The organism is Psychrosphaera aquimarina (genome assembly GCF_032461525.1).
Taxonomy (GTDB): domain Bacteria; phylum Pseudomonadota; class Gammaproteobacteria; order Enterobacterales; family Alteromonadaceae; genus Psychrosphaera; species Psychrosphaera aquimarina.
In genome coordinates this window covers 613,489-640,346 of record NZ_JAWCUA010000010.1, presented here as the reverse complement: position 1 = coordinate 640,346, position 26,858 = coordinate 613,489, and the positions used below count along the sequence as shown (strand labels likewise).

Here is a 26,858-nt window from a genome sequence, read left to right as displayed (position 1 = left end):
CTCGCTAAACTTAGCGCTAGTTCAATGTTAAATTTTCGAATAGAATAACCACTCTAGATTAACAATAGAAGTGTTAAGTTATGGATGCAGAACAAATAATTAAAGAAATGAGAGTTAAACCGGTCATTGATGTTGAACAAGAGATCGCACGACGAGTTAACTTTATAAAAACAAGACTAATTGATTCCAATTTAACTTCTTTGGTTCTAGGTATTAGTGGCGGTATTGATTCTACAACTTGTGGCAAGCTAGCTCAGTTAGCTGTTGATGAACTTAACAAAGAACATAACACGGATAAGTACATCTTCGCTGCAGTAAGACTACCGTATCATATCCAAGCTGATGAAGATGAAGCCCAATTAGCAATAGATTTTATTAATCCGACCCATGCATTAACAATAAACGTTAAACCTGGTGTTGAAGGTGTACATGGTCAAGTAATCGATGCATTACCCAATCAATTAAAAGACCAACTATCTGATCATAATATTGATTTCGTTAAAGGCAATGTTAAAGCCCGAATGCGTATGATTGCACAATATGAAGTTGCAGGTTTACTCGGCGGTTTAGTGTTAGGTACCGACCATTCTGCAGAGAATATCACAGGTTTTTTCACTAAATTCGGTGATGGTGCATGTGACCTTATTCCTTTATTTGGCTTAAACAAACGTCAAGTAAGAGCATTAGCCAGTCACCTTGGCGCTCCACAAGCATTAGTGACCAAAGCTCCAACGGCCGACCTTGAAGAGTTAGACCCTGGTAAAGAAGATGAGTCAGCGTTAGGTCTAAGTTACGATCAAATAGATGACTTTCTGGAAGGCAAAAACATCGGTTCTGACGCAAGTAACAAATTAGTGGCGATTTTTAATCGAACACAACATAAACGTGAACCAATCCCTACCGTCTATGATTGATAAATTTTAGATATAAAAAAAGCTAGTCCATGACTAGCTTTTTTATTGGTTAACAACACGTTATAAAACGTTTACTACCAAAAGATTAAGAGAATACTGACTTCACATCATTTAAAGCTTCAGTAAATTCATCTGAACTTAAGAAATCTAAGTCAGGTAAAATACCTTTTTCAATATATGGCGTTAATAACTCGTTAGTATCAACATTCTTACCAAGAACTTTATTGTATATAGCACCGATACGAACAAAGTCTATATAACTCACTTGTTCAGTTTGGAACGTTAAGTTATTCCAGTTTTCAGTCACATCGATAAACTCACCTGTAAATTCCCAAGAGCGCATTATCGCGCCCCCAGTTTACCGGCCATACGCTTGATTGCCGCTTCTAAGAAACTTGGATTAGCAAATACTTCTTCATGACGTTCAGCTTCCGATAATATTGGAAGTACACCAATACTATGCACTAAAGCAACTAAAGTTAAGGTATCGATATTTAATGAAGTACGTTTGTTATCTTTTAACCAAATTTGTAACACAGCCATAGCCACACAAGCCACGTTCACTGTTTTTTGCCATGATTTGCCCATGTACTCACGAACTAATTCATTCTTGGAAACAAAAAGTTGTTCCATCGCAATGGCCGTAGCAATATTTTTAATTTGGCGTAAACCAATACGAGTTACAGCTTGATTAAGTGTTTCGACTTTTACAGAGCGCCCCATAAATGCACTGTTTGCCACTTTTACCATACGAGCTGATAACGCAGGATCTTGAGCGATAACATGAGCCATTGCTTGTAAATTAACATCTGGGTCATCTGCAGTTTCACGAATTCGAATAGCTATTTCTGGAAGAGTGGGTAAGACAAGAGAGTCACTTTGAATTTTTTCAACAAGGATCGTCAGTAAGGCATTTTCTGTAGACATATTATTTCCTTCAAAAATATATTTGGTATAAAAGTCTTATACTTATAGAGCTATTGTTAAACTAAATAGATGATTAAACAACTACTTTTTTACTACAATTACATCAATACTAGCTTGAAAAGTGATCAATCGTAAAATTATATCTATTTTAAAATCCGAGAGTCTTGTGCAGATTTCAACAGGGTACGGCTGTCAGCTAAAAATTCATTCGATTTTCCACCAAACCACTGCGCCACTAATTCAAAACTTTGTTTAAAACTTTCTTTGTCATTCTGTTGTAAAAGCGTAATTGCATCGTCAAGCTCTTGTCTAAATCGAGTGGCGAGTTCCAATGCGTTTTTAGCGCCAAAAATGATATCTGCGTAAAGGTTTGGATCTTGAGCAAATAGGCGTCCTGTCATTGCTAGCTCTAATCGATATATCGGTGAACTGAGTCGTAATAACTGGTCCAGATCGGGTTTTTCATTTGACAAAAATCGGCCATATACAAATGTGGTAAAATGTCGCATTGCTTGTATCAACTCCATACTGGAATCATGCTCTGCTGCATCATCAACTTGTAGAACGGCGCCCCAAATTTTGATTTGTTGTAACAACCAGTCGTATTGTTCAGGAAATCGCCCTTCACATACCACAAAAACTTGTTTTACAAAGTTTGGTACATCTGGGCCAAACATAGGATGTAACCCCACGACTGGGCCAGAATGTTTGTCTAACATGGATTTTAATGGGGATTGTTTTAACGAAGTTAAATCCGCTAATACACAATCATTAGGTAGCTCTGGCAGTTGAACAATAACTTGTTCAGTCAATTTAATTGGAACGGTGATCAGTACCAACTTTGCATCTTTTAGTATGGTTTGTGCCTGCGGCCAATCGTGCTTATCTAATATTTCAACTACATAATTAGAGCGAGTAAACATATCAAAGAAACGCGCACCTAACGCCCCTTTACCACCAACAATCACCACCTTACTACTTTCTGGTAAAACACGTCGATAAGCATCATGCTGGCTTTGATATGACTCCCGCATGATACGGCGTAACAAATCTTCTATTAGATCAGGTTGTACATTTAACGATGAGGCTAGTTCACGGCGTTTAGCAATAAGCTCAGATTCTCGCTGGGGATCATAAATTGGCTTACCAACTTCTTGTTTATATTTACCAACAGCGGTGGTAATTACTTGTCTTTTTGCAAGTAACTCAACAAGTTGGGTGTCCAACTTGTCGATCTCATCTCTCAGATTATTTAACGCCAAACTAAGCTCCGTTATGCTGCTGTATTTAATTGTTTTGATTTAATGACAGCTTCTAATCGCTGTGCAAATTCTAATACTAAGGTTTCTGTGGCGGCCCAATCTATACAAGCGTCTGTAATAGAAACACCATACTCTAACGTACTAAGGTCATCAGTTAGTTTTTGGTTACCTTCATTAATATGACTTTCCAACATAATCCCGACAATAGAACGATTCCCTTGCTCTAACTGCTCTAAGATGTCCTTAGCGACAATTGGCTGCCTAGTATAATCTTTATTTGTATTGGCATGTGAGCAATCCACAATAATTGCAGGATTATATCCAGATTTTGCAATATCAGCTTCTGCGGCATCCACAAATTCAGCTTGATAATTAGGTTGCTTACCGCCGCGTAATATTAAATGCGCATCTGGGTTGCCTTGAGTTTGAATAATAGCAACCTGACCTTTATCGTTTATCCCAATAAAGTTATGCCCACTTTCGGCTGCTCCCATCGCATTAACTGCAATACCAACATTACCATCAGTGCCATTTTTAAATCCGATAGGCATAGACAAACCACTGGCCATTTCTCTGTGAGTCTGTGATTCTGTGGTACGAGCACCAATTGCCGACCAGCTAATTAAATCAGATAAATATTGAGGAGAAATAGGATCAAGTGCCTCAGTAGCAATTGGAATTTCTTGGTCGGTTAACCACAGTAATAATTCACGAGCATTTAACAAACCAGTTTCGATATCAAATGAACCATCCAAATGAGGGTCATTGATTAAGCCTTTCCATCCTACTGTTGTTCTAGGTTTTTCAAAGTAAACACGCATCACTAGATACACTGAATCTTTGCATTGTTCTTGTAGCTTTTTTAACTTCAATGCATATTCTTTGGCCGCACTCAGATCATGGATTGAACATGGCCCTGAAATTATTAACGTTCTGTGGTCTTTTTTGTGCACTATATTGGAGATCGTTTTTCGAGCACCAGCTATAAATGTTTTATTTTCTTCACTAAGTGGTAACGCAGACTTAAGCGCACTAGGCATAACTAAAAGCTTTTCAGCTTTTACGTTCACATTATTCAAACTATCTTTATTCATATTAACCTCAATTCATTAAGCGAGGATTTATGTAACTTTAACTTTACACCCCGTACACCTTTAGTTACACATTATAAAAATGAGCCACCAGTGTCAACGCTTAATCAGGAATATGAATTGATTTTTTTGCAAGACTATCTTGCGTCGGACTAACAAGGAGAATCCTTTGTAAACTATGCTTAAATTTCAGGCACAAAAAAAGGAGCAACAATGTGCTCCTTTTTGGCATCAAGTAAAAAAGTTTACTTTTTAAAGTCCAACTTTTCTTTGATACGTGCTGACTTACCAGAACGTTCACGCATGTAGTAAAGTTTAGCGCGACGTACATCACCACGACGTTTAACTTCGATGCTGTCGATAACAGGGCTATGCGTTTGGAATGTACGCTCAACACCTTCACCGTTAGAAATCTTACGTACTGTAAATGCAGAGTGTAATCCACGATTTCTCTTCGCTAGAACGAAACCTTCAAACGCCTGTAGACGCTCTTTGTTACCTTCTCTTACACGTACTTTTACAACTACTGTATCACCCGGGCCAAATGCCGGAAGATCAGTTTTCATTTGCTCGTCTTCTAGAGCCTTAATGATGTTTTGACTTACTTTGCTCATTATATTCTCACTTTTCTAGATTTCACTGAATTGCAAAACGTCTAAGGTTATTTATTTCTGTTCCGCGAGGAACGAATCAAGTAACTTTTTCTGTTCGTCAGTCAGAGCTAGATTTTTAATTAAATCAGGTCTTCGTAACCAGGTTCTGCCAAGCGATTGTTGTAACCGCCATTGTCGGATTTTTTCATGATTACCGCTAAGTAATACATCTGGTACCCGCTGACCAGCCAAAACTTCAGGTCTTGTATAATGTGGGCAATCTAACAAACCATCTGAAAAAGAATCTTGTTCTGCTGAAAGCTTATGCCCCAACACGCCAGGAATCATTCTCGACACTGCATCAATCAGTGTCATGGCTGGTAGTTCACCACCACTTAAAACAAAATCTCCAATCGACCATTCTTCATCGACTTCCGATTGAATAACTCGTTCATCTATTCCTTCATAACGACCCGCAACCAACACAATTTTCTTATGTTGTGTTAAATGTTTAACGCCAGTTTGATCTAACTTTCTACCCTGAGGAGAAAGATAAATAACCTTTGCCCCTTCTCCAGCCGCTTCTTTCGCTGCGCGAATAGCGTCTGTCAAAGGTTGAACCATCATCAACATTCCTGGACCACCGCCATATGGTCGGTCATCAACAGTGTTGTGCTTATCGTGTGTAAACGCTCGGGGATTCCAAGTGTTAAACTCGATAGTGCCTTTTTGAATGGCTCTGCCAATTACACCGTGTTGGGTAATTGCATCAAACATTTCTGGAAAAAGTGTAATAACACCAATCCATAACTGACAATTCATGCTTGTCAGAATCCCGGATCCCAGTCCACCGTAATGGTGTTTTCTTCCTTGTTAACTGAAATAATTACATCGTCCTGAATATATGGGATAAGTCGTTCTGTCTTGCCAAATGCATCATTTCTTTTTGCATCAACAACCAGTACGTCATTTGAACCCGTTTCCATTAGGCCTGAAACAATACCTAAGTCATAACCATTGATTGCTTTTACTGTCATGCCATTAAGGTCACGCCAATAAAACTCGTCACCTGCCAATTCAGGCAATTGACTCGCTGCAACATAAATTTCGCCATGAAGCCAAGCTTCTGCGTCATCTCTGCTTTCAACATTATCAAACTTAGCTATTAAGCCTTTGTTGTGTCGGCGGCCATTGACTGCCTTCACTTGATGTTGCTGTCCATTTAAGGTTATAAACCATGGACTGTAATCAAAAATCCCTTCCGAGATTTCAGTGTAAGCATTTATCTTAAACCAGCCTTTGATACCGTAAGGGGCACCAATTTTTCCAACTAAGATTAATTCTTCTGTCGAATTAGACTGACTCATAAAACACCTTCACTTATGCTGATCATTTAAGCCGCTTTTTGTGCGTCTTTAACGATTTTAGCAACACGGTCAGAAAGTTGTGCACCAACACCAACCCAATGTTCGATACGATCTAAATCGACACGAATCTTTTCTTCTTGACCATTAGCAATCGGGTTGAAGAAACCTAGTTTCTCAATGAAACGACCATCGCGTGAACGACGGCTGTCTGCAACAACGATTGAGTAGAATGGACGTTTTTTCGCGCCACCGCGAGCTAAACGAATAGAAACCATAATTACCTCAATTATTACTTAAGTTTACGGTGAACTTCACCGGCCTTTTTTAGACACCCCAAAAAAGGTCGCGCAATTGTACGGATCTGAGCGTAAATTTCAAGCTGTATTTAGCTTTTGTGTAACAGATAAGGTGAAATATTAGTTAATAAGCGGGTTTACCGTTAGGATTTTATTATTCGCTATAGGCTAGGCGGAAACCTAACGTATCCAAACGTGTATTTTTGTTCTTACCGATTCGGCTCGATGTCCGAAGATAAAATGGCTGATCATACCAAGACCCGCCTCTTATCATGGCTTGTGAGCAATCCTGCGACATTTTACTATAAAGTGAACCGCAAGTATTAGTCCACTCAGCTACGTTACCTAACATGTCATACAAACCAAATTTATTAGGGTTGTATTGCTTCACGGCTGCTAATTTTTTGTTGTGGCCATCGTCGCATTGTTCACTAACATCTTTGGCTTTGGCACCATTGGCATATAAACAAATTTGATTGGTTCTATCACCATAGTAATAATCGCTTTGGCTGCCAGAACGTGCGGCGAACTCCCACTCTATTTCAGTTGGCAATCGATACTTTCTACCGGTTTTTTTATTTAACCAAGGCAAAAACTCTTGTTTGATATCATACCAACTGATATCCGCCTTTGGTTGATTAAACTCTTCACGCGTTAAAACACTGCTACTTTTCCATTTGTCGTTGCAATGTTTTGATTTTATACATTGCTGATAAAGTGCCTTAGTGACTTCAGTATCAGCAATATAAAAAGACTTTACTTGTACAACACTCGTTGGTTGCTCGTTAAACTCGCCCTGTTCAGAACCCATTATAAATTGACCGCCCGGTAACTTAACCATCACAAAAGGTATACCGCCTACCGTTTCAATATACTGTGTAGTTTGGAGGTCCTGTGTATGTTCTATTTGTTTTGATTGGGATAAATGAATAATCAATCTCTGTTTATATTTATTTACTAACTGTTGGTAATAATAGTCATTCTGTTTGGCTGATACATGCACTGAAATTTTAATAAACCACAATCGTTCATGATTTTTTGATTTGTCAAGTTTATAAGACTCTACAACTTGATAAGAGCTTATGTTAGTAAACGCTCGCATACTTGTTTTCTCTTTAAAATCAGAGTCACTCACAACATCTTCATTCAATTGTTTACGTGTCGTGGTAATATCTGTAGTGGAGTTAATAATGATAGAACTGCCTTGTTTTCCGGCTTTATCAAGCGCGGTAATTCTGGCTTCTTCTTCACATTCCTTTTGGCTAGACATGCGTTTACAATGATGTTGATGTTCAATTTCAAACACACGCTCTGCGAGGTAAGCTTGATATTCTTGTTGTGCTTTTGTTGTGACTAATTGATCAAAGGTATTTAACTCTTTTGTTAACGCCTGTTGATATTCAGCACGTAACGTGGCGACCGTTTTTTGTGTTTTATTTTGATCATCTTCGGATGAATTTAGAGCTAACTGTAATTGTTGCCATTTAATTTGAGTGTTCTTAGCTTTTAATTGTAGCTCTTCAATATCAGCGCTTTGTACATTGGTCGATATTAAAAGCAATGTAATAATCAAATACACAACTAACTTCATTTTTAATACACCAATCCCTATTGAGGGTTGTTAAGTAAGTTATCTATTTTGGCAGAGCTTTGTATTTTATTGTCTTTGAACTGCTCAAATAGTTCCGATTGCAGCTCGTCATCAACTTTTTTATTACTGGCCTTGATAATTAATTCAAACACTTGTTCTGTCTGTCCAGGGTCAAGTGTTGCAAGAGCACAATAATACTCGGTGCCTGAGATTGTTACGATTTCGGTTTTAACAATTCTTGAACCTGCTAGTGCCTGTTTAGTGTATTGCTGTGAAACAGAGCTAAATTGAGTGGAAATATAAGTACCATCTTGAGTTGATTGCCTAGATTCATAAGTTTTATCTAAACTTTCTACTTTTACATCGATTTGCTGAGCAAGAGCTATTCTGGCGTTGGCTGAGGATATCTTAGAATCACTTGACCAATTTCCTGAAAACTTCACGCAATCTACCGCAGCCAAGCCATCTTTAATTGTAGGGTTTGATAACCATTCTGGAATTGAATAAGCAAACGAGGTCGCAACATAAAAACAACTAAACACTCCTAATGCCGCTTTCGTTTTATTCTTTACCAACATATTTTTCGCCCTATTAAATATACAACACAGATAAACTTTGTATTAGCACTATATATGCCAAAAACTAAACAAGAAATTGGCACTTTATACTTTGAATTACAAAGGCTGCCATAGTTCTACTTTATTTCCTTCTGGATCTAAAAACCAACCGAACTTTCCATAATCATACTCTTCTGGTTTTCCACAAATAACACCACCGTTCGCTTCTATCTTAATTAATAATCCAAGTAGGTCGTCCACAACGAAATTAATCATATATTCTTGTTTGGAAGGGGCAAAGTATTCCGTTTCTTGTTTAAACAGGGAAAATACCGTATAGCCCTTTTCAGGCATAGATTCAGGTTTGAAAGAAGCACCATATTCTCCCATATCAATGCCAAGTACATCGTGATACCAATCTGATAACTTTTTTGTGTCCTTTGCTTTAAAAAACACACCACCTAAACCTAAAACTTTTGCCATTTGAAATCCCCTTCAGACCAAATTACAGTACGTATAAATACTTTATCAAATTAGACTACACTATAGGTATTAATCATTATTTCAACTTGATTAATAAAGGGGCCGTTAACATGAAGTATCTAGGTTGCATTTTATTTTTAAGTATCGTTGTCGTTACTGGTTGCGCTCAAACAAATCAACAACTGAGTGCACTTCCTCATTCTATTTATTTAGATGACCAATTCGAAAAAGACATAACAATAGAGACACCTGAAGATATATTTTTTGTCTCAAAGCCAATGCGCAATTATGTTAAAACACGACTGTTACCCGTAAGCGGCACCACGCTAAAAGCAAAACAATTGATCAAAGATTATTTTTCTGAACAAGAAATGAATATTGGTTATGCACATGATGCGAATTTTACCGCCTCACAAACGTTTGAAAAACGAATCGCTAATTGTTTATCACTGACCATACTTTCATATGTATTGGTTAAAGAAGCCGGTTTATCTGCTTCTTTTATTGATGTCGAAATAGAAGAGAATTGGAATCAGGTTAATGGCATCAGCATGTTAAATGGGCATGTTAACTTACGCGTATTTGCAAAAAAACAATCCCATTTAACGGACTTCTTAGATCGTACCGTCACCATTGATTTTGTTCCTTTGATTAACATTCCAGTCATATCCTCACAAATATTAACAAAAGATCAAATCATCGCGCTGTATTACAACAATATAGGAGGTGAGTCTTTAGCCTTGGGTGATATAGACAAGGCTTATGTCTATTTGTCAGAAGCGACAAAATACGCACCAGATAACGCAGCTATATGGGGTAACTTAGCAAGTTTGTACAGACAAAGTGGTCATTTAGTTGAAGCCGAAACCATTTACAACCACGCCATGAAACTAGACCCTAACAGTCTTAACTTAAGAGAAAATTTAGCGGTATTATATAAAAACACAGACCGTATCGCACAAGCTAATCAAATAATAGATGAAGTAAACAAGCAACGTCAGCTAAATCCTTATTATCAATCTATGTTAGCTGAAGAGAGCTACTATAAAAATGAATATAAAGCCTCTATCTCATATTACAAAAAAGCGATTAGGCTAAAGAAAACAGAACATAATTTTTATTTTGGTCTGGCTAAGAGTTACTTAATGCTAAATGATTTTGATAATGCTGATAGATATTTGGCCAGAGCAAAATCAATGAGCACTGAAAATAAACAAAAACAACAATACCAAAGCAAAATCAACGCGTTAAATAATATCACAGCAAAAGTGCATTAACGGCCAAAGTAAAGTAACGTTAGTTTTTTGTAATTTAGCGTGAGTTATAATGAAATTAATTCAATCTATCTGTTTAGTCATTAGCTTAACTAGTGTGATCAGCTGTAATTCGGATTCATTTGTTGATGGCGATTTTTATTACGGCCGAATTTCTTATCAATGTGGTCCAACAGATCAACTTGTACTTGAAGTCATAATGACAGATAGGAAAATTCTTCAATGTGATACACAACTCGCTGAGGCGCATCTCACTTCGAATTTAGAAGGTATGAATATGGATGCATTTGTGCCTAGCTTGCGACTTTACCCTCATAACTATGGGAATATTTCACAAGTAACCCGTTGTGATGAAATTGGCGACTGTGTACAAAACGGCCAAATGTCTCTAGAAATAGAGCAGGTATTATTTAACAACATTGAAGGCACTTATCAAATAGAAACCATTGAAGAAACGACTAAAGGCAGGTTTTCACTTTTAATGTGTAAAGATTCGATAGAATACTATCTATGTGGTTAGCTAACATTTAAGTTTAAACGAGTTTCATAAATACACCTGGGGTTTCTGCAATTTCAGTTTTTTCTCCCCTTAATAATAAAGGCCACTCAATGAGTGGCCTTTAGCGTTTATTTAGTTGTTGCTGTTATATGAGATTAAACTCGTTTAACAGGAACCGCTTTACCAACAAATTTAGTTGTCATTGCTTCTACAGGAGGAGCAAAACGAGTTAGGTCAATACCGACTACCGCAGCTTTATACTCTTCAATTGTAGGGAAACGACCTAGAACAGTTGAAAGTACAACAACCGGAGTAGAACCAAGTAACGACTCACCTTTTTTCTCAGCAGTATCAGCTACAACACGGCCTTGGAATAAGCGAGTTGACGTTGCAATAACAGTATCACCAGGTTCCGCTTTTTCTTGGTTACCCATACATAAGTTACAACCTGGGCGTTCTAAATACATGATGTTTTCATATTTAGTACGTGCTGCATCTTTAGGATGAGCATCATCAAATTCAAAACCAGAGTATTTACGTAGAATATCCCAATCGCCTTCAGCTTTAAGTTCATCAACAATGTTGTAAGTTGGTGGCGCTACTACGAGTGGCGCTTTAAACTCAACTTTGCCATTTTGCTTTTCAATGTTACGTAACATTTGAGCGATGATTTGCATGTCACCTTTGTGAACCATACAAGAACCAACAAAACCTAAATCTACAGATTTACCGTCATAATAAGATACCGGACGAATGACATCATGCGTATAACGCTTAGATGCATCTTCATTGTTAACATCAGGGTCAGCAATCATCGGCTGATCGATAACATCTAGGTCAATAACAACTTCTGCATAGTATTTAGCGTTATCGTCTGGTGACAATGCTGGGTTAGAGCCAGATTTAACTTCTTCAATACGTTTGTCTGCTAATGCAAGTAAACCGTTAAGTGTTTTAGCTTCGTTTTCCATACCCTTGTCGATCATGATTTGGATACGGCTCTTAGCAAGTTCAATTGACTTAATTAACGTTTCATCATTTGAAATACAGATAGAAGCTTTGGCTTTCATTTCTGCAGACCAGTCTGTGAAAGTAAACGCTTGGTCAGCTAATAATGTACCAATGTGCACTTCAATGATGCGACCTTGGAACACATTTTCGCCACCAAACTGTTTAAGCATTTGCGCTTGAGTTGCATGTACAACATCACGGAAATCCATGTGGCCTTGCATTTTACCTTTAAACGTCACTTTTACTGACTCAGGAATTGGCATTGCTGACTCGCCGGTAGCTAAGGCGATTGCAACCGTACCCGAGTCTGCACCAAATGCTACACCTTTAGACATACGAGTATGTGAGTCACCACCAATGATGATAGCGCGGTCGTCTACCGTAATGTCATTTAGTACTTTATGGATTACGTCAGTCATTGAGTGATAAACGCCTTTCGGATCACGTGCTGTGATTAAACCGAATTTGTTCATGAAGCTCATTAACTTAGGAATGTTTGCTTGTGCTTTACTATCCCAAACTGATGCCGTGTGACAACCAGATTGGTATGCACCGTCAACTAATGGTGAAATAGTTGACGCAGCCATTGCTTCCAACTCTTGGCAAGTCATAGGGCCGGTCGTGTCTTGAGAACCTACAATATTAACTCTAACACGAACATCTGAACCCGCATGTAATGGGCTATCAGATGCAACACCTACTGCATTATTATTGAATATTTTTTCAACGGCAGTAAGACCTTGGCCTTCATGTGAAATTTCTTTAGATGGAGCGTAAACGTTAGGAGTTTCAATACCTAACGCTTCTGCTGCGAACGTTTGTAGTTTCTTACCAAATGTTACCGCGTAAGAACCACCCGCTTTCATAAATTCTACTTTTTGCGGCGTAAATGCTGAAGATACATCAACTAACACTTTATCACCGTTTAATAGCTGCTTAGCTTTAGTATCAATCGTAAGCACAGTGCCTGTAGCAACTGAATACGCTTCTTCTAAAACAGCATCGCCATTTTCATCAACAACTGTATTGCCATTAGCATCTACTTTCTTAACCCAGTTTTTAAGGTCAAGACCGATACCACCAGTTACGTCAACCGTTGTTAGGAAGATTGGTGAAATACCATTAGTACCAGCAACTACTGGTGCAATATTTATAAATGGTACATATGGACTAGCTTGTTTACCAGCCCAAAGCGCAACGTTATTCACACCAGACATACGTGAAGAACCAACACCCATAGTGCCTTTTTCAGCAATAAGCATCACTTTCGCATTTGGATGTTTTGCTTGTAAAGCTTGGATCTCGTCTTGAGCTTCAGGGGAGATCATGCATTTTCCGTGTAATTCACGGTCTGCACGAGAATGCGCTTGGTTACCTGGAGAAAGTAAGTCAGTTGATATATCACCTTCACCGGCAATATAAGTGACCACTTCAATTTTCTCTTCAATGTCTGGTAGTTTTGTAAAGAATTCTGCTTTTGCGTAACTTTCTAATAAATCTTTAGCTACCGCGTTGCCTGCTTTATAAGCTTCTAAAAGACGAGTTGTATCTGCGTCATATAAGAAAACTTGTGTTTTTAATACGTCAGAAGCCGGTACTGATAATGCAGTGTCATCACTTAATGCAAGGTCAAGTAGCACTTCAATTGATGGACCACCTTTCATATGAGAAAGTAATTCAAATGCAAATTCAGGTGTTATTTCCGCTAAAACAGACTCACCTAAAATGATTTCTTTTAGGAATTTAGCTTTAACGCCTGCTGCGCTTGTTGTCCCTGGAAGCGTATTGTAAATGAAGAATTTTAATGAATCTTCACGATATTCGTTTCCTGTGTCTTTGATTTGGGCAATAATTTCTGATAACAATTCTGCGCTATCAATTGGCTTAGGTGCTAGTCCCAAGTCATTTTTACGACTTTCAATTTCAGCTAAATAATCTAAATACAGGCTCATTCGATACTCTCTATGATCTTAAAATGCTATTGATAATGTCATTACCATAGGTAAATTGGATAGTTATTATAGATGTCATACAGAATAAAGGGAATGCTTTGCGGTATAAATGTTATAAATCACATGAATAGATGCTATTCATGTGATTTATAATAGAGGGTAGTGTTAAATTAGATCATTCCACCACAAGTTGCTTCAGTTGTTTTCTTGTCAGCGCCACATTTACCTTCGCCGCACTTACCTTCTTTTTTAGCTTTTTTATCAGCGCCACATTTGCCTTCGCCACACTTAGCTTCTTTTTTCGCTTTTTTGTCTGCGCCGCATTTGCCTTCGCCACACTTAGCTTCTTTTTTCGCTTTTTTGTCTGCCCCGCATTTGCCTTCGCCACACTTAGCTTCTTTATTCGCTTTTTTATCAGCGCCGCATTTGCCTTCGCCACACTTGCCTTCAGAGGCACTTGTTTCATAACCTGATGCTAACTCTTGATATTGGAACTCAGCAGCTTGTACACTTGAAATTGATGCAACACCGATTGCTGCTATACCCATTGCTGTTAATGTTGTTTTTTTAAATGTATTCATAATATTCTTTTACCCTTGCGTTATTAAGTGTATTTATTTGATGTTTTATTAGACCTTAGTCATTGAAAATAAATTTCAACTCTACTAACAATTGTTAAGATCGATAGTCCTTATCACAATTGTAAAATGCCTGCTTACTATTAAAATACTGAGCTAACTAGCTCTACTATAGTCAAATTTCTGAAACTATGTCTATACTTTAAATAATTCAACCACAGGAATTCACTTATGATTTTTGATAGATTTAGTACGTCATTTAGAGATAGCCTGTCAGGCTTATACAGCGAAGCCTATTTTGCGGAAGTATTTCAACGAGAATGGCACCGGATGTTAAGAGAAAATGATTCGTTATCTATCTTAATAGTTCACCCCCATTTGAATATTGATAATCCAAATGATCAACTGTCATTCAAACTAATATCAGAAGCAATTGAGGCTTCAACAAAACGCTCCACAGATATTGTGTGTCGTTTTCAATCAAACGAAATTGCCGTTGGTTTATTTAACTTAAATGAAGAAGGCACCGAAACTATAGTCAATCGTATCATTCAATCAATTGAGCCACAGCTATCCGAATTAGTTTCAAACATTGATTTATCCATTGGAGCCATTAATGTTTTACCCACCTATCAAATACAAATAAATGACATTTTTGAGCGCACCGAACAATTGGCTAATATGGCTGAATTAAAAGGTAAGAACAACTATCAATTAGAACATTTCCAAGTCCATTGATCTTCGTTATTTAACTAAAATACACGCATTAAAAAAGCCGATAACATTGACTGATATCGGCTTTATTATGAAACACGTTTAACCTGTTTTAAACAAGTTTGATTTTACCAAATTTACGCTTACCTACTTGATAAATATCTTCACTTCCAAGTTCGATAACTAATTTAGTGTCTTCTATTTTATCTTTACCATTTAACTTAACCGCACCTTGTTTAATCATACGATTAGCTTCAGAAGTACTCGCGACTAAACCGGCTTCTTTTAACAAGTTAGTTAATGGCATTGGTTCACCAGAGTTGATGGTGAATTCTGGAATTTCATCTGGCAATGCATTTTTTTGGAAACGTTTGATAAAGTCTTGGTGCGCCGCCTCTGCATCATCATTTGAATGGAAACGAGCAATCAATTCTTTGGCCAGAGCAATTTTAGCATCTCTTGGGTTCGCACCCGCATCTGTCTGAGCTTTTAGTTCGGCAATTTCACCTAATGGACGGAAGCTTAGTAACTCATAATAACGCCACATTAAGTCATCAGAAATCGACATCACTTTACCAAACATATCATTTGGAGCATCAGTAATACCTATGTAGTTATTAAGAGATTTAGACATTTTTTGAACGCCATCTAACCCTTCTAGAAGCGGCATCATCAGTACTGTTTGTTGACGTTGACCTTCTTCTTTTTGTAATTCACGTCCCATCAACAAGTTGAAACGTTGATCCGTGCCACCAAGCTCAACATCAGCTTTAAGTGCAACGGAGTCCCAACCTTGAACTAACGGGTATAAAAATTCGTGAATCGCAATTGGCTGTCCACCAGCATAACGTTTTTTAAAGTCATCACGTTCAAGCATACGAGCAACGGTTTGACGAGCAGCAAGTTTAATCATATCTGCAGCACTGAATTGATCAAACCAAGTTGAATTAAAAGCTACTGTGGTTTTAGCTGGGTCTAATATTTTAAATACTTGCTCTTTATAGGTCTCAGCGTTTCTAAGTACATCTTCTTTTGATAATGGCTTACGAGTTACATTTTTACCGGTTGGATCACCAATTAAACCAGTAAAGTCACCAATCAAAAAGATAACTTCATGACCCAAATCTTGGAACGTCTTTAATTTATTAATTAAAACAGTATGACCCAAGTGAAGATCTGGCGCTGTTGGATCAAATCCCGCTTTAATTTTAAGAGGTTTGCCCTCTTTTAATTTTGCGATTAAGTCATCTTCTGGCAAGATCTGGTCTGAACCACGTTTTATTTCTGCAATGATTTGATTAATGTCTGTCATCTTCTACTACTAAAGGCGCTTGGCCAAAAAAATTGATATGGATAATCCCAGAAGTTTACTGGATATTAGCCAATAAAGTAACCTAACGAGAGCAAAAAGCTAAATAAAATCAGTTCATTTTACTTTCGTATTTAGCAGGTTCATTTTCACGCGGTAGCGACTTTAAGATGAATTCACGTAAGTCTTGATTCGACTTTTGTAAATCTTCATATCGTAAATACATCATATGACCACTTCGATACCCCTTAAATGACAAACGATCTTTCATGATAGAACTTCTATCTAACTGCCACATTGTGTATTTTGCGTCGAAGTAATTGGTTGCCCCATCGTAATAACCTGCCTGGATCATCACGTTAAGATAAGGGTTTTGAGCCATCGCTTGGCGTAAGTTTTCACCAGTATAATTACCCGTTCTATCCCAAGGGTGTACAGGACCAAACATGTTGTATTTTAAATCTGTTTTATAATTTAACTCTTCAGCTAAATAATAGTTAATCGCAGGCGTGAAACTGTGTAACCAAGAGGTTAACTCAGCATTATAATCTGGACGTGAGCCCGTGGCTTTTTCATCAATACCTAAATAACGAGAATCCAAGCGACCAACAGTTTGGTTACGACTTCTTAATAATTCTTTCCAAAAGTATGATGTATCGATATCCAAATTGCTTCGTAATACTTCATCCACAGATAAACCAGAGTAATATGCTACTTTCTTCGCTATTTTTTGTTTCTCATCATCCGAAATAAATCCACCTCTTGCTAACGCTGGGATATATTCATTGATGGTAAAAATTTCAACTTCTGGTAACAGTTGAGCTAAATCTTTTTGCTGTAAATCGTTCGATAATGCTTTGTGATACCAAGCCGTAGCTGCAAAATAAGGCAAACGGTTGGCTTGTTTCACGATGCCATCTCGTTTAATGCCTAAATCAGTAGGTGACACTAATATAACCCCATTGATATACATCCACTGGCTGTTTTGTAACTCCAATGCAAGCCCTGACACTCGACTGGTTCCATAACTTTCGCCAATCAAAAACTTAGGTGAACGCCAGCGGTTATTACGACTTACAAAACTATTTACCCACTCTGCTAAATATTTAACGTCAGCATTAACGCCAAAAAACATTTTTTTCTGTTTATCTTTTGAAGGTAATTTACCTTCTTTATCTTTAAGAACTCTGGAGTAACCTGTGTTAACTGGATTCACATAAACAATGTCAGCAACATCTAAAATTGAGAACTCATTAGTTTTCACGCCATATGGCTGCAGTGGATAACCTTCTGAATCAACATTCAAAACTCTAGGACCTGTATAAGCAACATGCATCCAAACCGATGCAGAACCCGGCCCACCATTAAATGAAATAACAAGCGGACGTGTGCTGTTGTCTTTAACATCAGTACGTTGATAATAAGTATAAAATAAACTGGCTGTGGCGTTCCCTTCCGCATCCCACACAGGTTGAGTCCCCGTTGTAGCGCTGTAACTAACCTTCTTACCTTTTACTTTAATACTATGTTTAGTAACGACAGTATCATCTACGTTAATAACTCGTTCATTTTCTGCGTTAACCATAGGTGAGGCAAGCAGCAATAAACCAAGAATAGTAATTATCTTTTTCATCCGTTTTTCCGTCGTTTAATACATTACAAAGCATTAATTTATAACGAATATTTAACCAGTACGAGTTAATACGTTGGGTGCCATTATTCTTACGTTAAATGGCATAAAGCCCATGACGTGTTAACCCACATATAGATTTTGGTATTCCTCTAACGCATATTGATCTGTCATACCACTGATATTGTCTTGGATTAAACGACAACGATAATAGAACTCATGCAATTTAAAGTCAGGTTTATCCACCAGCGGTAACAACGCTTGTTGATATGCTTTTAAATGTTTTTTAGGCAAACGTTTAAACAGTCTTGCCTCAATCAAACCGCCTCCTTTTTCACCTGACACCATATTTTGAAATTGCTCGGTGCGCATCAATAATAAAGGTTCATAGGTATCTAATAGCCCCGTTATAATTCGATAACCTTGTAACTCTTTGGTTTCTACTTCATTGGTACTAAAAATATATTTAATGGCGACTTCTTTAAACGTACTGATCATCTGGTGAAACAAACTATCGTCTTCCAATAACGCACGATTTAAATCACCGTCATACACGTGTTGGATATTATCGATAAAACTTGAAGCGGCATGTTCCACCAAAGGGTGAATAAGTTGTACCCGTAACCAAACAAAAAACTCATGCGTTTTATTAATTGGCTCTTTTTCTGCTCTTGCTAAGGCATAATCAACCGCTTGATGGAAACTTTTACCTTTTAAAAAGGCCGGATCTGACTCTTCATTACTTAATCGCGTAAACGTCGACTTTAATAATTCAGCCAAATGTTTACAGTTTAATATCCCTTTCTCTACACCATCTTCAATATCAGCCAAACAGTAACTTATGTCGTCCGCGGCTTCCATTAAATATGCCAGCGGAAAACGGTGTCCTGGTTTTACCTCAAGGTGATCACATAACAAAGTAATGTCGTCTAATTCGGAATAATAAAACCCTACTTTTTTCTTAAGATAAGACAGTGGTTTGTCTTTTTCTGGACGCATATCCAGTCCACACCTTGTGTACTTTAAAATACTGGCGGCTTGTGAGTAGGTCAGGTTTAATTTTAATAAATTAAAAATAATACGAAAGGCTTGTGCATTTCCTTCAAAACTTTTTAGCTCTTGTTTAATTTGTAAAGACAACATCTTGTTGTCGGCCTGACTAAAAAGTACATGTTTATCTAGATGATTATTAAACCAATGATTGATTGCCGCTTCACCAAAATGGCCAAATGGCGGATTGCCAATGTCGTGCATCAAACAGGACATTTCTACTAAACTTTCAATTTCACGCTCTAACGAATCTAAGCCATATTGTTTAGCATCTGCGCCTAACTTTTTAAATATGGTACGAACAATATGACGGCCAGTTTGTTGGACTTCTAATGAATGTGTTAATCGACTTCGCACCGCAGAGTTTCGCTCTAATGGGAATACTTGAGTCTTTTGTTGTAAACGTCTAATGGCGGCTGATTGAATAATACGACCACGATCACTTTCAAATTGATCTGAAATATTGGCGTTTGGATTGTTGTTGTATCGACGAGTGGCGTTTATTTTTTTAGAAAAATCCATAGTTCTAGCTGCTATTATTTATCGTAATTGCATACTACCCGCAAACGGTTAAATTAAATAGCGGTTAAAAACCTATTTAAAAACATGCGATAATAAAATTATTAACCATCACTAGACTCTACTATGACCCGTTTCACCTTAGACAAAGTTTGTAAAAATACCTTAGAGATCAAAAAGAGTCAGTTCATCACTTGGCTGATCCCATTAGATGACAAACAAGCGGTTAAAGAATCCATTCAACTAGCGAAACAAGAGTATCCCGATGCCAGACATCACTGCTGGGCATACATCATGGGCGCAAGTCCAAATTCTATGACGGCAGCCATGTCAGATGACGGTGAACCTTCAGGTACCGCAGGTAAACCTATGCTCAATGTATTACAACATAAACCAGTGGATAATGTTTTGGCCATCGTCATTCGCTATTTTGGTGGCGTAAAATTAGGTGCAGGTGGACTGGTTAGAGCTTATTCTCAAGCTGTAGAACAATGTTTTGCGTTAGCAGAATTAGTGCCTGTGATACCAAAATGTACTTTAACGATTAAAGTACCCTTTGCCGATGAACAGTGGTTAAGGCATCACACCGACAAAAATAACGGTGAGGTATTAACCACTCTCTACTCTGATTTAGTCACCGTACAAGTAAGTATTCCTCAAGGTAATTACAACGTCCTTAGAGCGTCCTTAGAAAGTCGAAACATAGATTTTAATCGGGAAGATAAATAAAGTTATCTCCCCTTTTACTATCTTCTTGATTTAATTTAGATTCTAAAATAATTTTTTGAAAAGTGATCTTTACTTCTCCGGTCTCGTATTAAGATTATTGGAATTAGACGGTTAATTTATGAAGTACGTTAATTTATTACCAGGTGAAATTGCTTTAGACAATACACCTTCTTACAAAATAAGTTCTGACCAACAATGCATACCTCAACATTACTTGAGTTATCAGCATGATCTTGCCAGTGTAGAAAAGTTGATTATTGATATTGAATACAGTCAACAATTTCCATTATTTGTATCGGAAGATAAAGGCGGTATTTATCTACAAGTTGGTGTCATCGGACAAGACAATTATCAAACCAAAGACGAACAGCCAAAAACTAAAATTGTTTATGGTCGTAAATGGCGCGTAGAACCTCAATTACCAACATCTGAAATTATACAAACCGCTTTATTGGCAATAAAAACCGCCAGAGAGCACGAGATCCGAGAACTGTTTAAGCTTTCAATCCAATCTAAAACCACCACGCCTTTTAATAACCACCATGACTTACCTTTGTTAAGCCAAAATAAAGACTATTTAATTGAGCAACATCAACAACACTCGTGGAGTGAGTTACAGCAATGTTTGGATAATATTGGTTATGACAACGCAAGTTTTTTTATTAACGATATACAACAAAGACCGTCTGCCAGTTATATAGTAGAGCTCGAAATATTACCAAGCAAAGACACTAAACTGCCTGAGTTATTCGCAGAAAAGTACATAACATTAATATTAAAAACCAAGAATAAAAATGAGTTACTTTTTGAATTAATGTCGCAACTAATTCATTTAAGTAATCGACACGTAGAAGAGCACTTTAATTACGCTGGTGTCGCTCGCTTTAGTCGCAAATTAGAAGTGGAGCGCATTGCTGAACTGTCTATTAACACAAGACAGTTACACAAAGAAAATGCACCTGAAGAGTTTACCCATAAATGGAAAATTGCCAATTACGAAACGGATTTAACTCGAGTACCAGAAATTAAGTCATTAGCGTTAGCCAACAAAATCAAAAACTGTTTGGCACACTTCCAACCGCTAGAAGGCGTGTTACCAAAATTGAATCTAACCGATAATTAAATCTATACGACCAAACGTTTGCTTGTAACACGTTTAAAGGTAAAATAGCGCTTTATAAATCTGTATTCAATTTCGGTAATATGAACCTATCTAACGCTACCAACCTGTTTGTTAAAATTCGCAGCAACAAGTTATTCGAACTATTTGTTATCTCCGTTATCATTGCGTCTGCCCTATTGGTGGGCGTTAAAACCTATGATGTGTCATCAACGATGCACACTATCACCAATTATCTCGACATTTTTATAACCACATTCTTTATTTGCGAAATCACCATACGTTGGTTAGCCGAGCCAAAAAAACTCGACTTTTTTAAAGACTTTTGGAACGTATTCGACACCATTATCGTTATAGTCAGTCTGATCCCTATTGAGAACGGCGATATGGCACTTATTGCTCGTTTGGTTCGAGTTTTCAGAGTGTTAAGAATGATCTCTTTTATTCCTGAGCTCCGTATTTTATTAACCTCATTAATCAAAGCCATGCCACAACTTGGTTACGTAATGCTATTAATGTTTATTATCTTTTATATATATGCCGCCATAGGCAGTACTTTATTTGAAGATATTAATCCTGAACTTTGGGGCGATATTACAATTTCATTGTTAACGCTTTTCAGAGTTATGACCTTTGAAGATTGGACCGACGTTATGTACGAAACCATGACGGTTTATCCGTTAAGCTGGATCTTTTACCTAACCTTCATTTTCTTCACTGCGTTTGCCTTCTTAAATATGGTGATTGGCATAGTGGTTAATGTGATGGAAGAGGAACATGCAAAAGTCCGTGAAGAGCATCAAAAAGAGCTGCAAGACGAAGTTACCGCAGAACAAGACGAAAAGCTTAACAACATATTAGCTGAGATTAAAAAGTTACAACAGCAAGTGGCAAAACAAAATTAACAATTTTCGCTCATGCTTTGACAAATGTAATTGACTAAAAAGATTATGGCTTGTATATAAAGGATTCAGTAAAAAAGGATTGTTTATCTGAATGTTAGATAAACACAGCAGTAATGGACTACAAGGAAGCTTTAATGGCGTCACTTTCTTATCAAGTTAACGAACAAGATCGTATTGCACTCATTCATACCTTTAAACATTTTCATCCCGGAGCCAAGGTCGATCTGCAATTTAATGCAGAAAACCCATTTAGGGTTCGAGGAAAATTAATTGGCTTTGATGAAGGCCGTTACATTATCTTGTCACTTTCCCCACATATCATCCGTGATTACACCGATGTCATCAAAGAAGGCAATGGCTGTGTCATTCGTACTTTAGTAGAAGGCGAAGCTGGAAAATGTGTTGCGTTTAGAAGTACCGTTAGTTTAATCACGCCCCGTCCTAAAGGTTTGTTATTCATACAATTCCCAAAATCAGTGGAAAGCATCAGCTTGCGCAAAGAAAGTCGTATGGTGACACAATTACCCGTTGTTATCGTACACCGTGATGACACCAGTGAAGAAGCGTTATTTGATGCTAAAACAGAATTAACCGGACACATCAGAGATATATCTCGTGGTGGTTGTCGCGTCTCGGTTCAATGGGGGAAGGGGAAGGCCAAGGTAAAATACAAAACGTGCCTATTTACTTAAAAGTAAATAACGTTGGCCAAGAAGAATCTATTATTGTTAAAGCCGTGATTAAAAATCAGCAACGTGAAGATCCTATTTCTGTATCGTTGGGGATGATGTTTGAAACAAATAATAAGTTAAACGATCTAATCACAGAGCTTGGTCTTTAATTCCCCACTTTAACCACTGTTATTTTCCTATCTACTTTGTTTTCTAATAAATAAGGATATGTGTAATTTTATGCACAAAATATTTTACATACGAAAAAACGAATATACAATATTTCATATATTAAAATTCGTGAACCAAAAATGACTCAGATCAACAAAAAACAAAGTGTTCTTTTTCTATGTACCGGTAATTCAGCACGTTCTCAAATGGCAGAAGCGTTATTAAAGCATAAAGCCGGAGAATTATTTGACGTACACAGTGCAGGTACTCAACCTGACGCTATCGATACTCGAACCATTGACGCCTTAAATAAGTTTGGGTTAGATACAAATAATTTAGTTTCTAAACATATAGATACCTTTGACGGCCAAGTTTTTGATTACGTCATCACATTATGTAATAAGGCAAGCAATGAATGCCGAAGTTATCCTAATGCCATTAAGCAGTTCGCGTGGGATTTCCCAGATCCTAAAACACGTGGGGGGAGTAATTCGTTTTCCGTCACATTAAACGAACTAAATAATCGTTTATCTATGTTTCTCTTGGTGGAAGAAAATAGAGGCAGTGTTGCAAATTCTAGCTCTAATGCTTTACCTGATGAATTAAATAACTCACTTGAAAGCTTTGACCCTATCTCTTTTTATAAAAGTCTAACGGATGACATTCGTCTGAAAACACTGATGTTGACTCACTACCACGGCGAACTTTGTGTATGCGAATTAATGGAAGCCATAGCCGTGGATAGTCAGCCTAAAGTGTCACGTAATTTAGCCGTTCTGAAAAAAGCCAATGTGATCACCGACAGAAAACATGGTCAGTGGGTGTTTTATCGTATTAACCCAGAACTGCCCTTATGGGCTAAATCCGTAATTGCAGAAACGACAGAGAATAATATTCCATTGATCAATGAAGAACTGCAACGTTTAGCCAATATGCAAAACAGGCCTAATCGTGCAGTTTTTTGTAAATAGCAATTGTCTATGGAAATAACTAATAATCGGAATATACATGGGAATTTTTGAACGTTACTTATCGCTTTGGGTGGCTTTAAGCATAGTCCTTGGGGTGACGTTAGGTTTGTGGCAACCTGATGTTTTTCAGGTTATTGCTAACCTTGAAATTGCACATGTGAATATTGTTGTCGCTCTTTTTATCTGGGTAATGATTTATCCCATGATGGTGCAAATTGATTTTTCAGCAATTAAGGATGTTGGTAAAAACCCAAAAGGGTTAGTACTCACCATTATCATAAATTGGTTAATTAAACCTTTTACAATGGCGGGCTTAGGCTGGCTGTTTTTTAACTTTGTGTTTGCTGACTTAGTTGATCCGGCTTCGGCGCAAGAATACATCGCAGGAATGATATTGCTTGGTGTTGCACCATGTACGGCCATGGTGTTTGTTTGGTCGCAATTAACTAAAGGCGACCCCAATTACACTTTAGTACAAGTATCGGTCAATGATGTGATCATGATATTTGCATTTGCGCCCATTTCGGCATTTTTACTTGGTGTCAGTGATATTCAAGTGCCATGGGAAACTTTATTAATATCTGTTGCACTGTATGTTTTGTTACCGTTAGTGGCCGGAGTTTTCACTCGTAAAATACTAAATAACGATCAAGGCTCTGGCACTAGTGAACACACAGTCACTCAATTACTTTCAAGTTTAAAACCTTGGTCTATGGTCGGCTTGTTAGCTACGGTCGTATTATTATTTGGTTTCCAAGCTAATACCATCATAACTGAGCCAGAAACTATCGGCTTAATTGCTATTCCTTTGATGATACAGACTTACGGTATTTTCTTAATCGCCTACTTAGCGGCTAAATGGATGAAACTCCCTCATAACATCGCTGCGCCTGCGTGTTTAATAGGTACTTCAAACTTCTTTGAATTGGCGGTTGCTGTCGCTATTTCATTATTTGGCTTGCACTCAGGTGCCGCACTAGCAACCGTTGTTGGTGTGCTCGTTGAAGTGCCTGTTATGTTATCTCTCGTTTATATCATTAATCACACACAACACTGGTTTGGGCCATCAAATGCATAAGAAAGTAACCTCAAATATACAATCACATCCTTATGATGTGTTGCTCCTTGAAAATGGAGCAAAGCTAATATTTACGCCCTGTCCTGGCACAAAAACAGAATCATTAACAGAGTCGTTATCTACCCTAAAAAAAGCGGGCACAACTATGTTATTGACCTTAATGTTTGATCAAGAAATGGGGAAACATCAGGTTCATACTTTGCCAGCAGAATGCAAACAACAAGGCATAGACTGGATTCAACTGCCCATATTGGATGATGCAGCCCCTAACCATGCATTTGAGTCTCAGTGGCAAATTCATAAAACCAATATCCTCAATGTTCTTAATAACCAAGGCGTTATTGCCGTTCATTGTAAAGGTGGTTCCGGCCGAACAGGCTTAGTCATAGGGCTTATATTATTAGCGCTTGGCTGGCCTAAAGAAAAGGTAATGAATGCAGTTCAGGCAATACGCCCTAAAGCACTCATCAATCCACAACAACTCGATTACTTTAACTCGTATTTATAATTTTTATATATAGGCAAACTTATGACAATCAAAATAGGTATTAACGGCTTTGGCCGTATGGGTCGTTTATCAATGCGTGCAGCGTATGAATGGGACGACATTGAAATAGTACAGATTAATGATCCTGCAGGGGACGCAGCAACGCTTGCGCACTTAATGACATTTGATTCGGTACACGGTAAATGGCATCACGACGTTAATGCAGAAAACGCTGAAGGCTCAAGCAGCAATAACATGATTATTAATGGTCATTCTATTCCTTGTACTCAAAACAAAACTATCGCTGAGACTGACTGGTCACAATGTGATGTTGTAATTGAAGCCTCCGGCAAAATGAAAAGCAAAGCCCTGTTACAAGCCTATTTAGACCAAGGGGTAAAACGTGTCGTGGTAACAGCTCCGGTAAAAGAAGACGGCGTATTAAATATCGTTATGGGCGTAAATGACAATCTATATAACAAAGCGCAACACCCAATTGTTACCGCTGCGTCATGTACTACCAACTGTTTAGCGCCAGTGGTCAAAGTGATCCACGAAAACTTAGGCATTAAACACGGTTCAATTACCACCATACATGACATCACTAATACCCAAACAATTATTGATGCACCGCACAAAGACTTACGCCGTGCGCGTTCTTGTGGCACCAGTTTAATTCCGACCACCACAGGCTCGGCAACAGCCATTACTCATATTTTCCCTGAACTTGCTGGCAAATTAAACGGCCATGCCATTCGTGTTCCATTAACCAACGCATCTATCACTGATTGTGTCTTTGAATTAGAACGTAATACCACAATTGAAGAAGTAAATACCTTGTTACAACAAGCATCACAAGGTGAGCTAAAAGACATATTAGGTTATGAAGAGCGCCCGTTGGTATCAATCGATTATAAAACCGATCCACGTTCAGGCATTATCGACGCCTTATCGACTATGGTGATCAACGACACCCAACTTAAATTATACGTTTGGTACGACAACGAATGGGGTTATGCAAACCGCACCGCTGAACTCGCCCGTATGGTTGGTCGTTCTGATAAAGCGCAAAACTGATACTATTGTTGAGCAAATAGCAATCTTTCTCA

27 protein-coding genes and 1 pseudogene are annotated in these 26,858 nt (G+C 37.8%); 13 read left to right on the top strand and 15 right to left on the bottom strand.

Translation table 11 applies throughout. The features are described 5' to 3' along the window. The first annotated feature begins 80 nt into the window (after positions 1-80). On the top strand, positions 81-914 hold the full coding sequence (nadE, locus tag RT723_RS14900) for an NAD(+) synthase (RefSeq protein ID WP_315947880.1): 834 nt from the start codon (positions 81-83) through the stop codon (positions 912-914). Positions 915-999: 85 nt separating this feature from the next. Here nadE and RT723_RS14895 read toward each other — a convergent pair. The 10 genes and pseudogenes from RT723_RS14895 to RT723_RS14850 form a co-directional block, all read right to left on the bottom strand. Further along, a pseudogene (locus RT723_RS14895) lies at positions 1,000-1,841 on the bottom strand (HDOD domain-containing protein). A 143-nt stretch (positions 1,842-1,984) separates the two neighbouring features. Beyond that, positions 1,985-3,103 carry a bifunctional chorismate mutase/prephenate dehydrogenase gene (gene tyrA / locus RT723_RS14890; RefSeq protein WP_315947879.1) on the bottom strand — a complete coding sequence of 373 codons (1,119 nt, stop codon included), beginning with the start codon at positions 3,101-3,103 and terminating at the stop codon, positions 1,985-1,987. 11 nt (positions 3,104-3,114) lie between these two features. Beyond that, positions 3,115-4,197: a 3-deoxy-7-phosphoheptulonate synthase gene (locus RT723_RS14885; protein WP_315947877.1), complete on the bottom strand. Its 1,083-nt coding sequence runs from the start codon at positions 4,195-4,197 to the stop codon at positions 3,115-3,117. Between the two features lie 242 nt (positions 4,198-4,439). Continuing rightward, positions 4,440-4,808 (bottom strand): 50S ribosomal protein L19, encoded by a 369-nt coding sequence (gene rplS / locus RT723_RS14880; protein ID WP_216053623.1) that lies wholly within the window; start codon positions 4,806-4,808, stop codon positions 4,440-4,442. Between the two features lie 51 nt (positions 4,809-4,859). Beyond that, positions 4,860-5,609 (bottom strand): tRNA (guanosine(37)-N1)-methyltransferase TrmD, encoded by a 750-nt coding sequence (gene trmD, locus RT723_RS14875; RefSeq protein ID WP_216053622.1) that lies wholly within the window; start codon positions 5,607-5,609, stop codon positions 4,860-4,862. A 5-nt stretch (positions 5,610-5,614) separates the two neighbouring features. Continuing rightward, complete coding sequence (rimM, locus tag RT723_RS14870; RefSeq protein ID WP_216053621.1) at positions 5,615-6,154, bottom strand: ribosome maturation factor RimM; 540 nt, start codon at positions 6,152-6,154, stop codon at positions 5,615-5,617. Between the two features lie 26 nt (positions 6,155-6,180). Next, complete coding sequence (gene rpsP, locus RT723_RS14865) at positions 6,181-6,429, bottom strand: 30S ribosomal protein S16 (RefSeq protein ID WP_216053620.1); 249 nt, start codon at positions 6,427-6,429, stop codon at positions 6,181-6,183. A gap of 175 nt (positions 6,430-6,604) precedes the next feature. After that, complete coding sequence (locus tag RT723_RS14860) at positions 6,605-8,041, bottom strand: formylglycine-generating enzyme family protein (RefSeq protein ID WP_315947874.1); 1,437 nt, start codon at positions 8,039-8,041, stop codon at positions 6,605-6,607. A gap of 17 nt (positions 8,042-8,058) precedes the next feature. After that, positions 8,059-8,619 carry an LPP20 family lipoprotein gene (locus tag RT723_RS14855; protein ID WP_315947872.1) on the bottom strand — a complete coding sequence of 187 codons (561 nt, stop codon included), beginning with the start codon at positions 8,617-8,619 and terminating at the stop codon, positions 8,059-8,061. A gap of 96 nt (positions 8,620-8,715) precedes the next feature. Continuing rightward, on the bottom strand, positions 8,716-9,081 hold the full coding sequence (locus RT723_RS14850; protein ID WP_315947869.1) for a VOC family protein: 366 nt from the start codon (positions 9,079-9,081) through the stop codon (positions 8,716-8,718). Positions 9,082-9,191: 110 nt separating this feature from the next. Here RT723_RS14850 and RT723_RS14845 point away from each other — a divergent pair, with 110 nt between their 5' ends. Together RT723_RS14845 and RT723_RS14840 are read left to right on the top strand one after the other, a co-directional pair. Next, positions 9,192-10,358, top strand: coding sequence for a tetratricopeptide repeat protein (locus tag RT723_RS14845; RefSeq protein WP_315947867.1), 1,167 nt, complete (start codon positions 9,192-9,194; stop codon positions 10,356-10,358). 49 nt (positions 10,359-10,407) lie between these two features. Further along, complete coding sequence (locus tag RT723_RS14840; protein WP_315947865.1) at positions 10,408-10,875, top strand: hypothetical protein; 468 nt, start codon at positions 10,408-10,410, stop codon at positions 10,873-10,875. 134 nt (positions 10,876-11,009) lie between these two features. Here the strand turns inward: RT723_RS14840 and RT723_RS14835 are convergent, their stop codons facing one another. Together RT723_RS14835 and RT723_RS14830 are read right to left on the bottom strand one after the other, a co-directional pair. Beyond that, positions 11,010-13,817, bottom strand: coding sequence for a bifunctional aconitate hydratase 2/2-methylisocitrate dehydratase (locus tag RT723_RS14835; RefSeq protein WP_216053614.1), 2,808 nt, complete (start codon positions 13,815-13,817; stop codon positions 11,010-11,012). 170 nt (positions 13,818-13,987) lie between these two features. After that, positions 13,988-14,398 (bottom strand): HvfA family oxazolone/thioamide-modified RiPP metallophore, encoded by a 411-nt coding sequence (locus RT723_RS14830; protein WP_315947863.1) that lies wholly within the window; start codon positions 14,396-14,398, stop codon positions 13,988-13,990. 228 nt (positions 14,399-14,626) lie between these two features. Between RT723_RS14830 and RT723_RS14825 the strand changes: the two genes are divergently transcribed. Further along, complete coding sequence (locus tag RT723_RS14825) at positions 14,627-15,133, top strand: diguanylate cyclase (RefSeq protein ID WP_315947860.1); 507 nt, start codon at positions 14,627-14,629, stop codon at positions 15,131-15,133. A gap of 88 nt (positions 15,134-15,221) precedes the next feature. On the opposite strand, the gene tyrS is transcribed toward RT723_RS14825, so the two are convergent. The 3 genes from tyrS to dgt form a co-directional block, all read right to left on the bottom strand. Beyond that, positions 15,222-16,421 carry a tyrosine--tRNA ligase gene (gene tyrS / locus RT723_RS14820; RefSeq protein WP_216053612.1) on the bottom strand — a complete coding sequence of 400 codons (1,200 nt, stop codon included), beginning with the start codon at positions 16,419-16,421 and terminating at the stop codon, positions 15,222-15,224. A 109-nt stretch (positions 16,422-16,530) separates the two neighbouring features. Further along, entirely contained in the window at positions 16,531-18,051 is a 1,521-nt protein-coding gene (locus tag RT723_RS14815; RefSeq protein WP_315947858.1) for a S10 family peptidase, read from the bottom strand. Positions 18,052-18,171: 120 nt separating this feature from the next. Continuing rightward, entirely contained in the window at positions 18,172-19,620 is a 1,449-nt protein-coding gene (gene dgt, locus RT723_RS14810; protein WP_315947856.1) for a dGTPase, read from the bottom strand. Positions 19,621-19,743: 123 nt separating this feature from the next. On the opposite strand from dgt, the gene RT723_RS14805 reads away from it, so the two are divergent. The 9 genes from RT723_RS14805 to RT723_RS14765 all read left to right on the top strand — a co-directional run bounded on the left by RT723_RS14805 (position 19,744) and on the right by RT723_RS14765 (position 26,826). After that, positions 19,744-20,346, top strand: a complete 603-nt coding sequence (locus RT723_RS14805) for a YigZ family protein (protein ID WP_315947855.1) — start codon at positions 19,744-19,746, stop codon at positions 20,344-20,346. 118 nt (positions 20,347-20,464) lie between these two features. Further along, positions 20,465-21,469, top strand: a complete 1,005-nt coding sequence (locus RT723_RS14800; RefSeq protein WP_315947853.1) for a hypothetical protein — start codon at positions 20,465-20,467, stop codon at positions 21,467-21,469. Between the two features lie 80 nt (positions 21,470-21,549). Continuing rightward, complete coding sequence (locus tag RT723_RS14795; RefSeq protein WP_216053607.1) at positions 21,550-22,371, top strand: ion transporter; 822 nt, start codon at positions 21,550-21,552, stop codon at positions 22,369-22,371. A 134-nt stretch (positions 22,372-22,505) separates the two neighbouring features. Next, positions 22,506-23,063 carry a flagellar brake domain-containing protein gene (locus RT723_RS14790; RefSeq protein ID WP_315947851.1) on the top strand — a complete coding sequence of 186 codons (558 nt, stop codon included), beginning with the start codon at positions 22,506-22,508 and terminating at the stop codon, positions 23,061-23,063. Further along, positions 23,048-23,212, top strand: a complete 165-nt coding sequence (locus RT723_RS14785) for a hypothetical protein (RefSeq protein WP_315947849.1) — start codon at positions 23,048-23,050, stop codon at positions 23,210-23,212. The genes RT723_RS14790 and RT723_RS14785 overlap by 16 nt, the downstream gene beginning before the upstream one ends. A 141-nt stretch (positions 23,213-23,353) precedes the next feature. After that, a complete protein-coding gene (locus tag RT723_RS14780; protein ID WP_315947848.1) occupies positions 23,354-24,184 on the top strand; it encodes a metalloregulator ArsR/SmtB family transcription factor in 831 nt (276 codons plus the stop codon). 37 nt (positions 24,185-24,221) lie between these two features. Continuing rightward, positions 24,222-25,262, top strand: coding sequence for an ACR3 family arsenite efflux transporter (arsB, locus tag RT723_RS14775; RefSeq protein WP_315947847.1), 1,041 nt, complete (start codon positions 24,222-24,224; stop codon positions 25,260-25,262). Next, positions 25,255-25,770 carry a phosphatase domain-containing protein gene (locus tag RT723_RS14770; RefSeq protein WP_315947846.1) on the top strand — a complete coding sequence of 172 codons (516 nt, stop codon included), beginning with the start codon at positions 25,255-25,257 and terminating at the stop codon, positions 25,768-25,770. The genes arsB and RT723_RS14770 overlap by 8 nt, the downstream gene beginning before the upstream one ends. A gap of 21 nt (positions 25,771-25,791) precedes the next feature. Continuing rightward, on the top strand, positions 25,792-26,826 hold the full coding sequence (locus RT723_RS14765; protein WP_315947845.1) for an ArsJ-associated glyceraldehyde-3-phosphate dehydrogenase: 1,035 nt from the start codon (positions 25,792-25,794) through the stop codon (positions 26,824-26,826). Positions 26,827-26,858 lie beyond the last annotated feature (32 nt).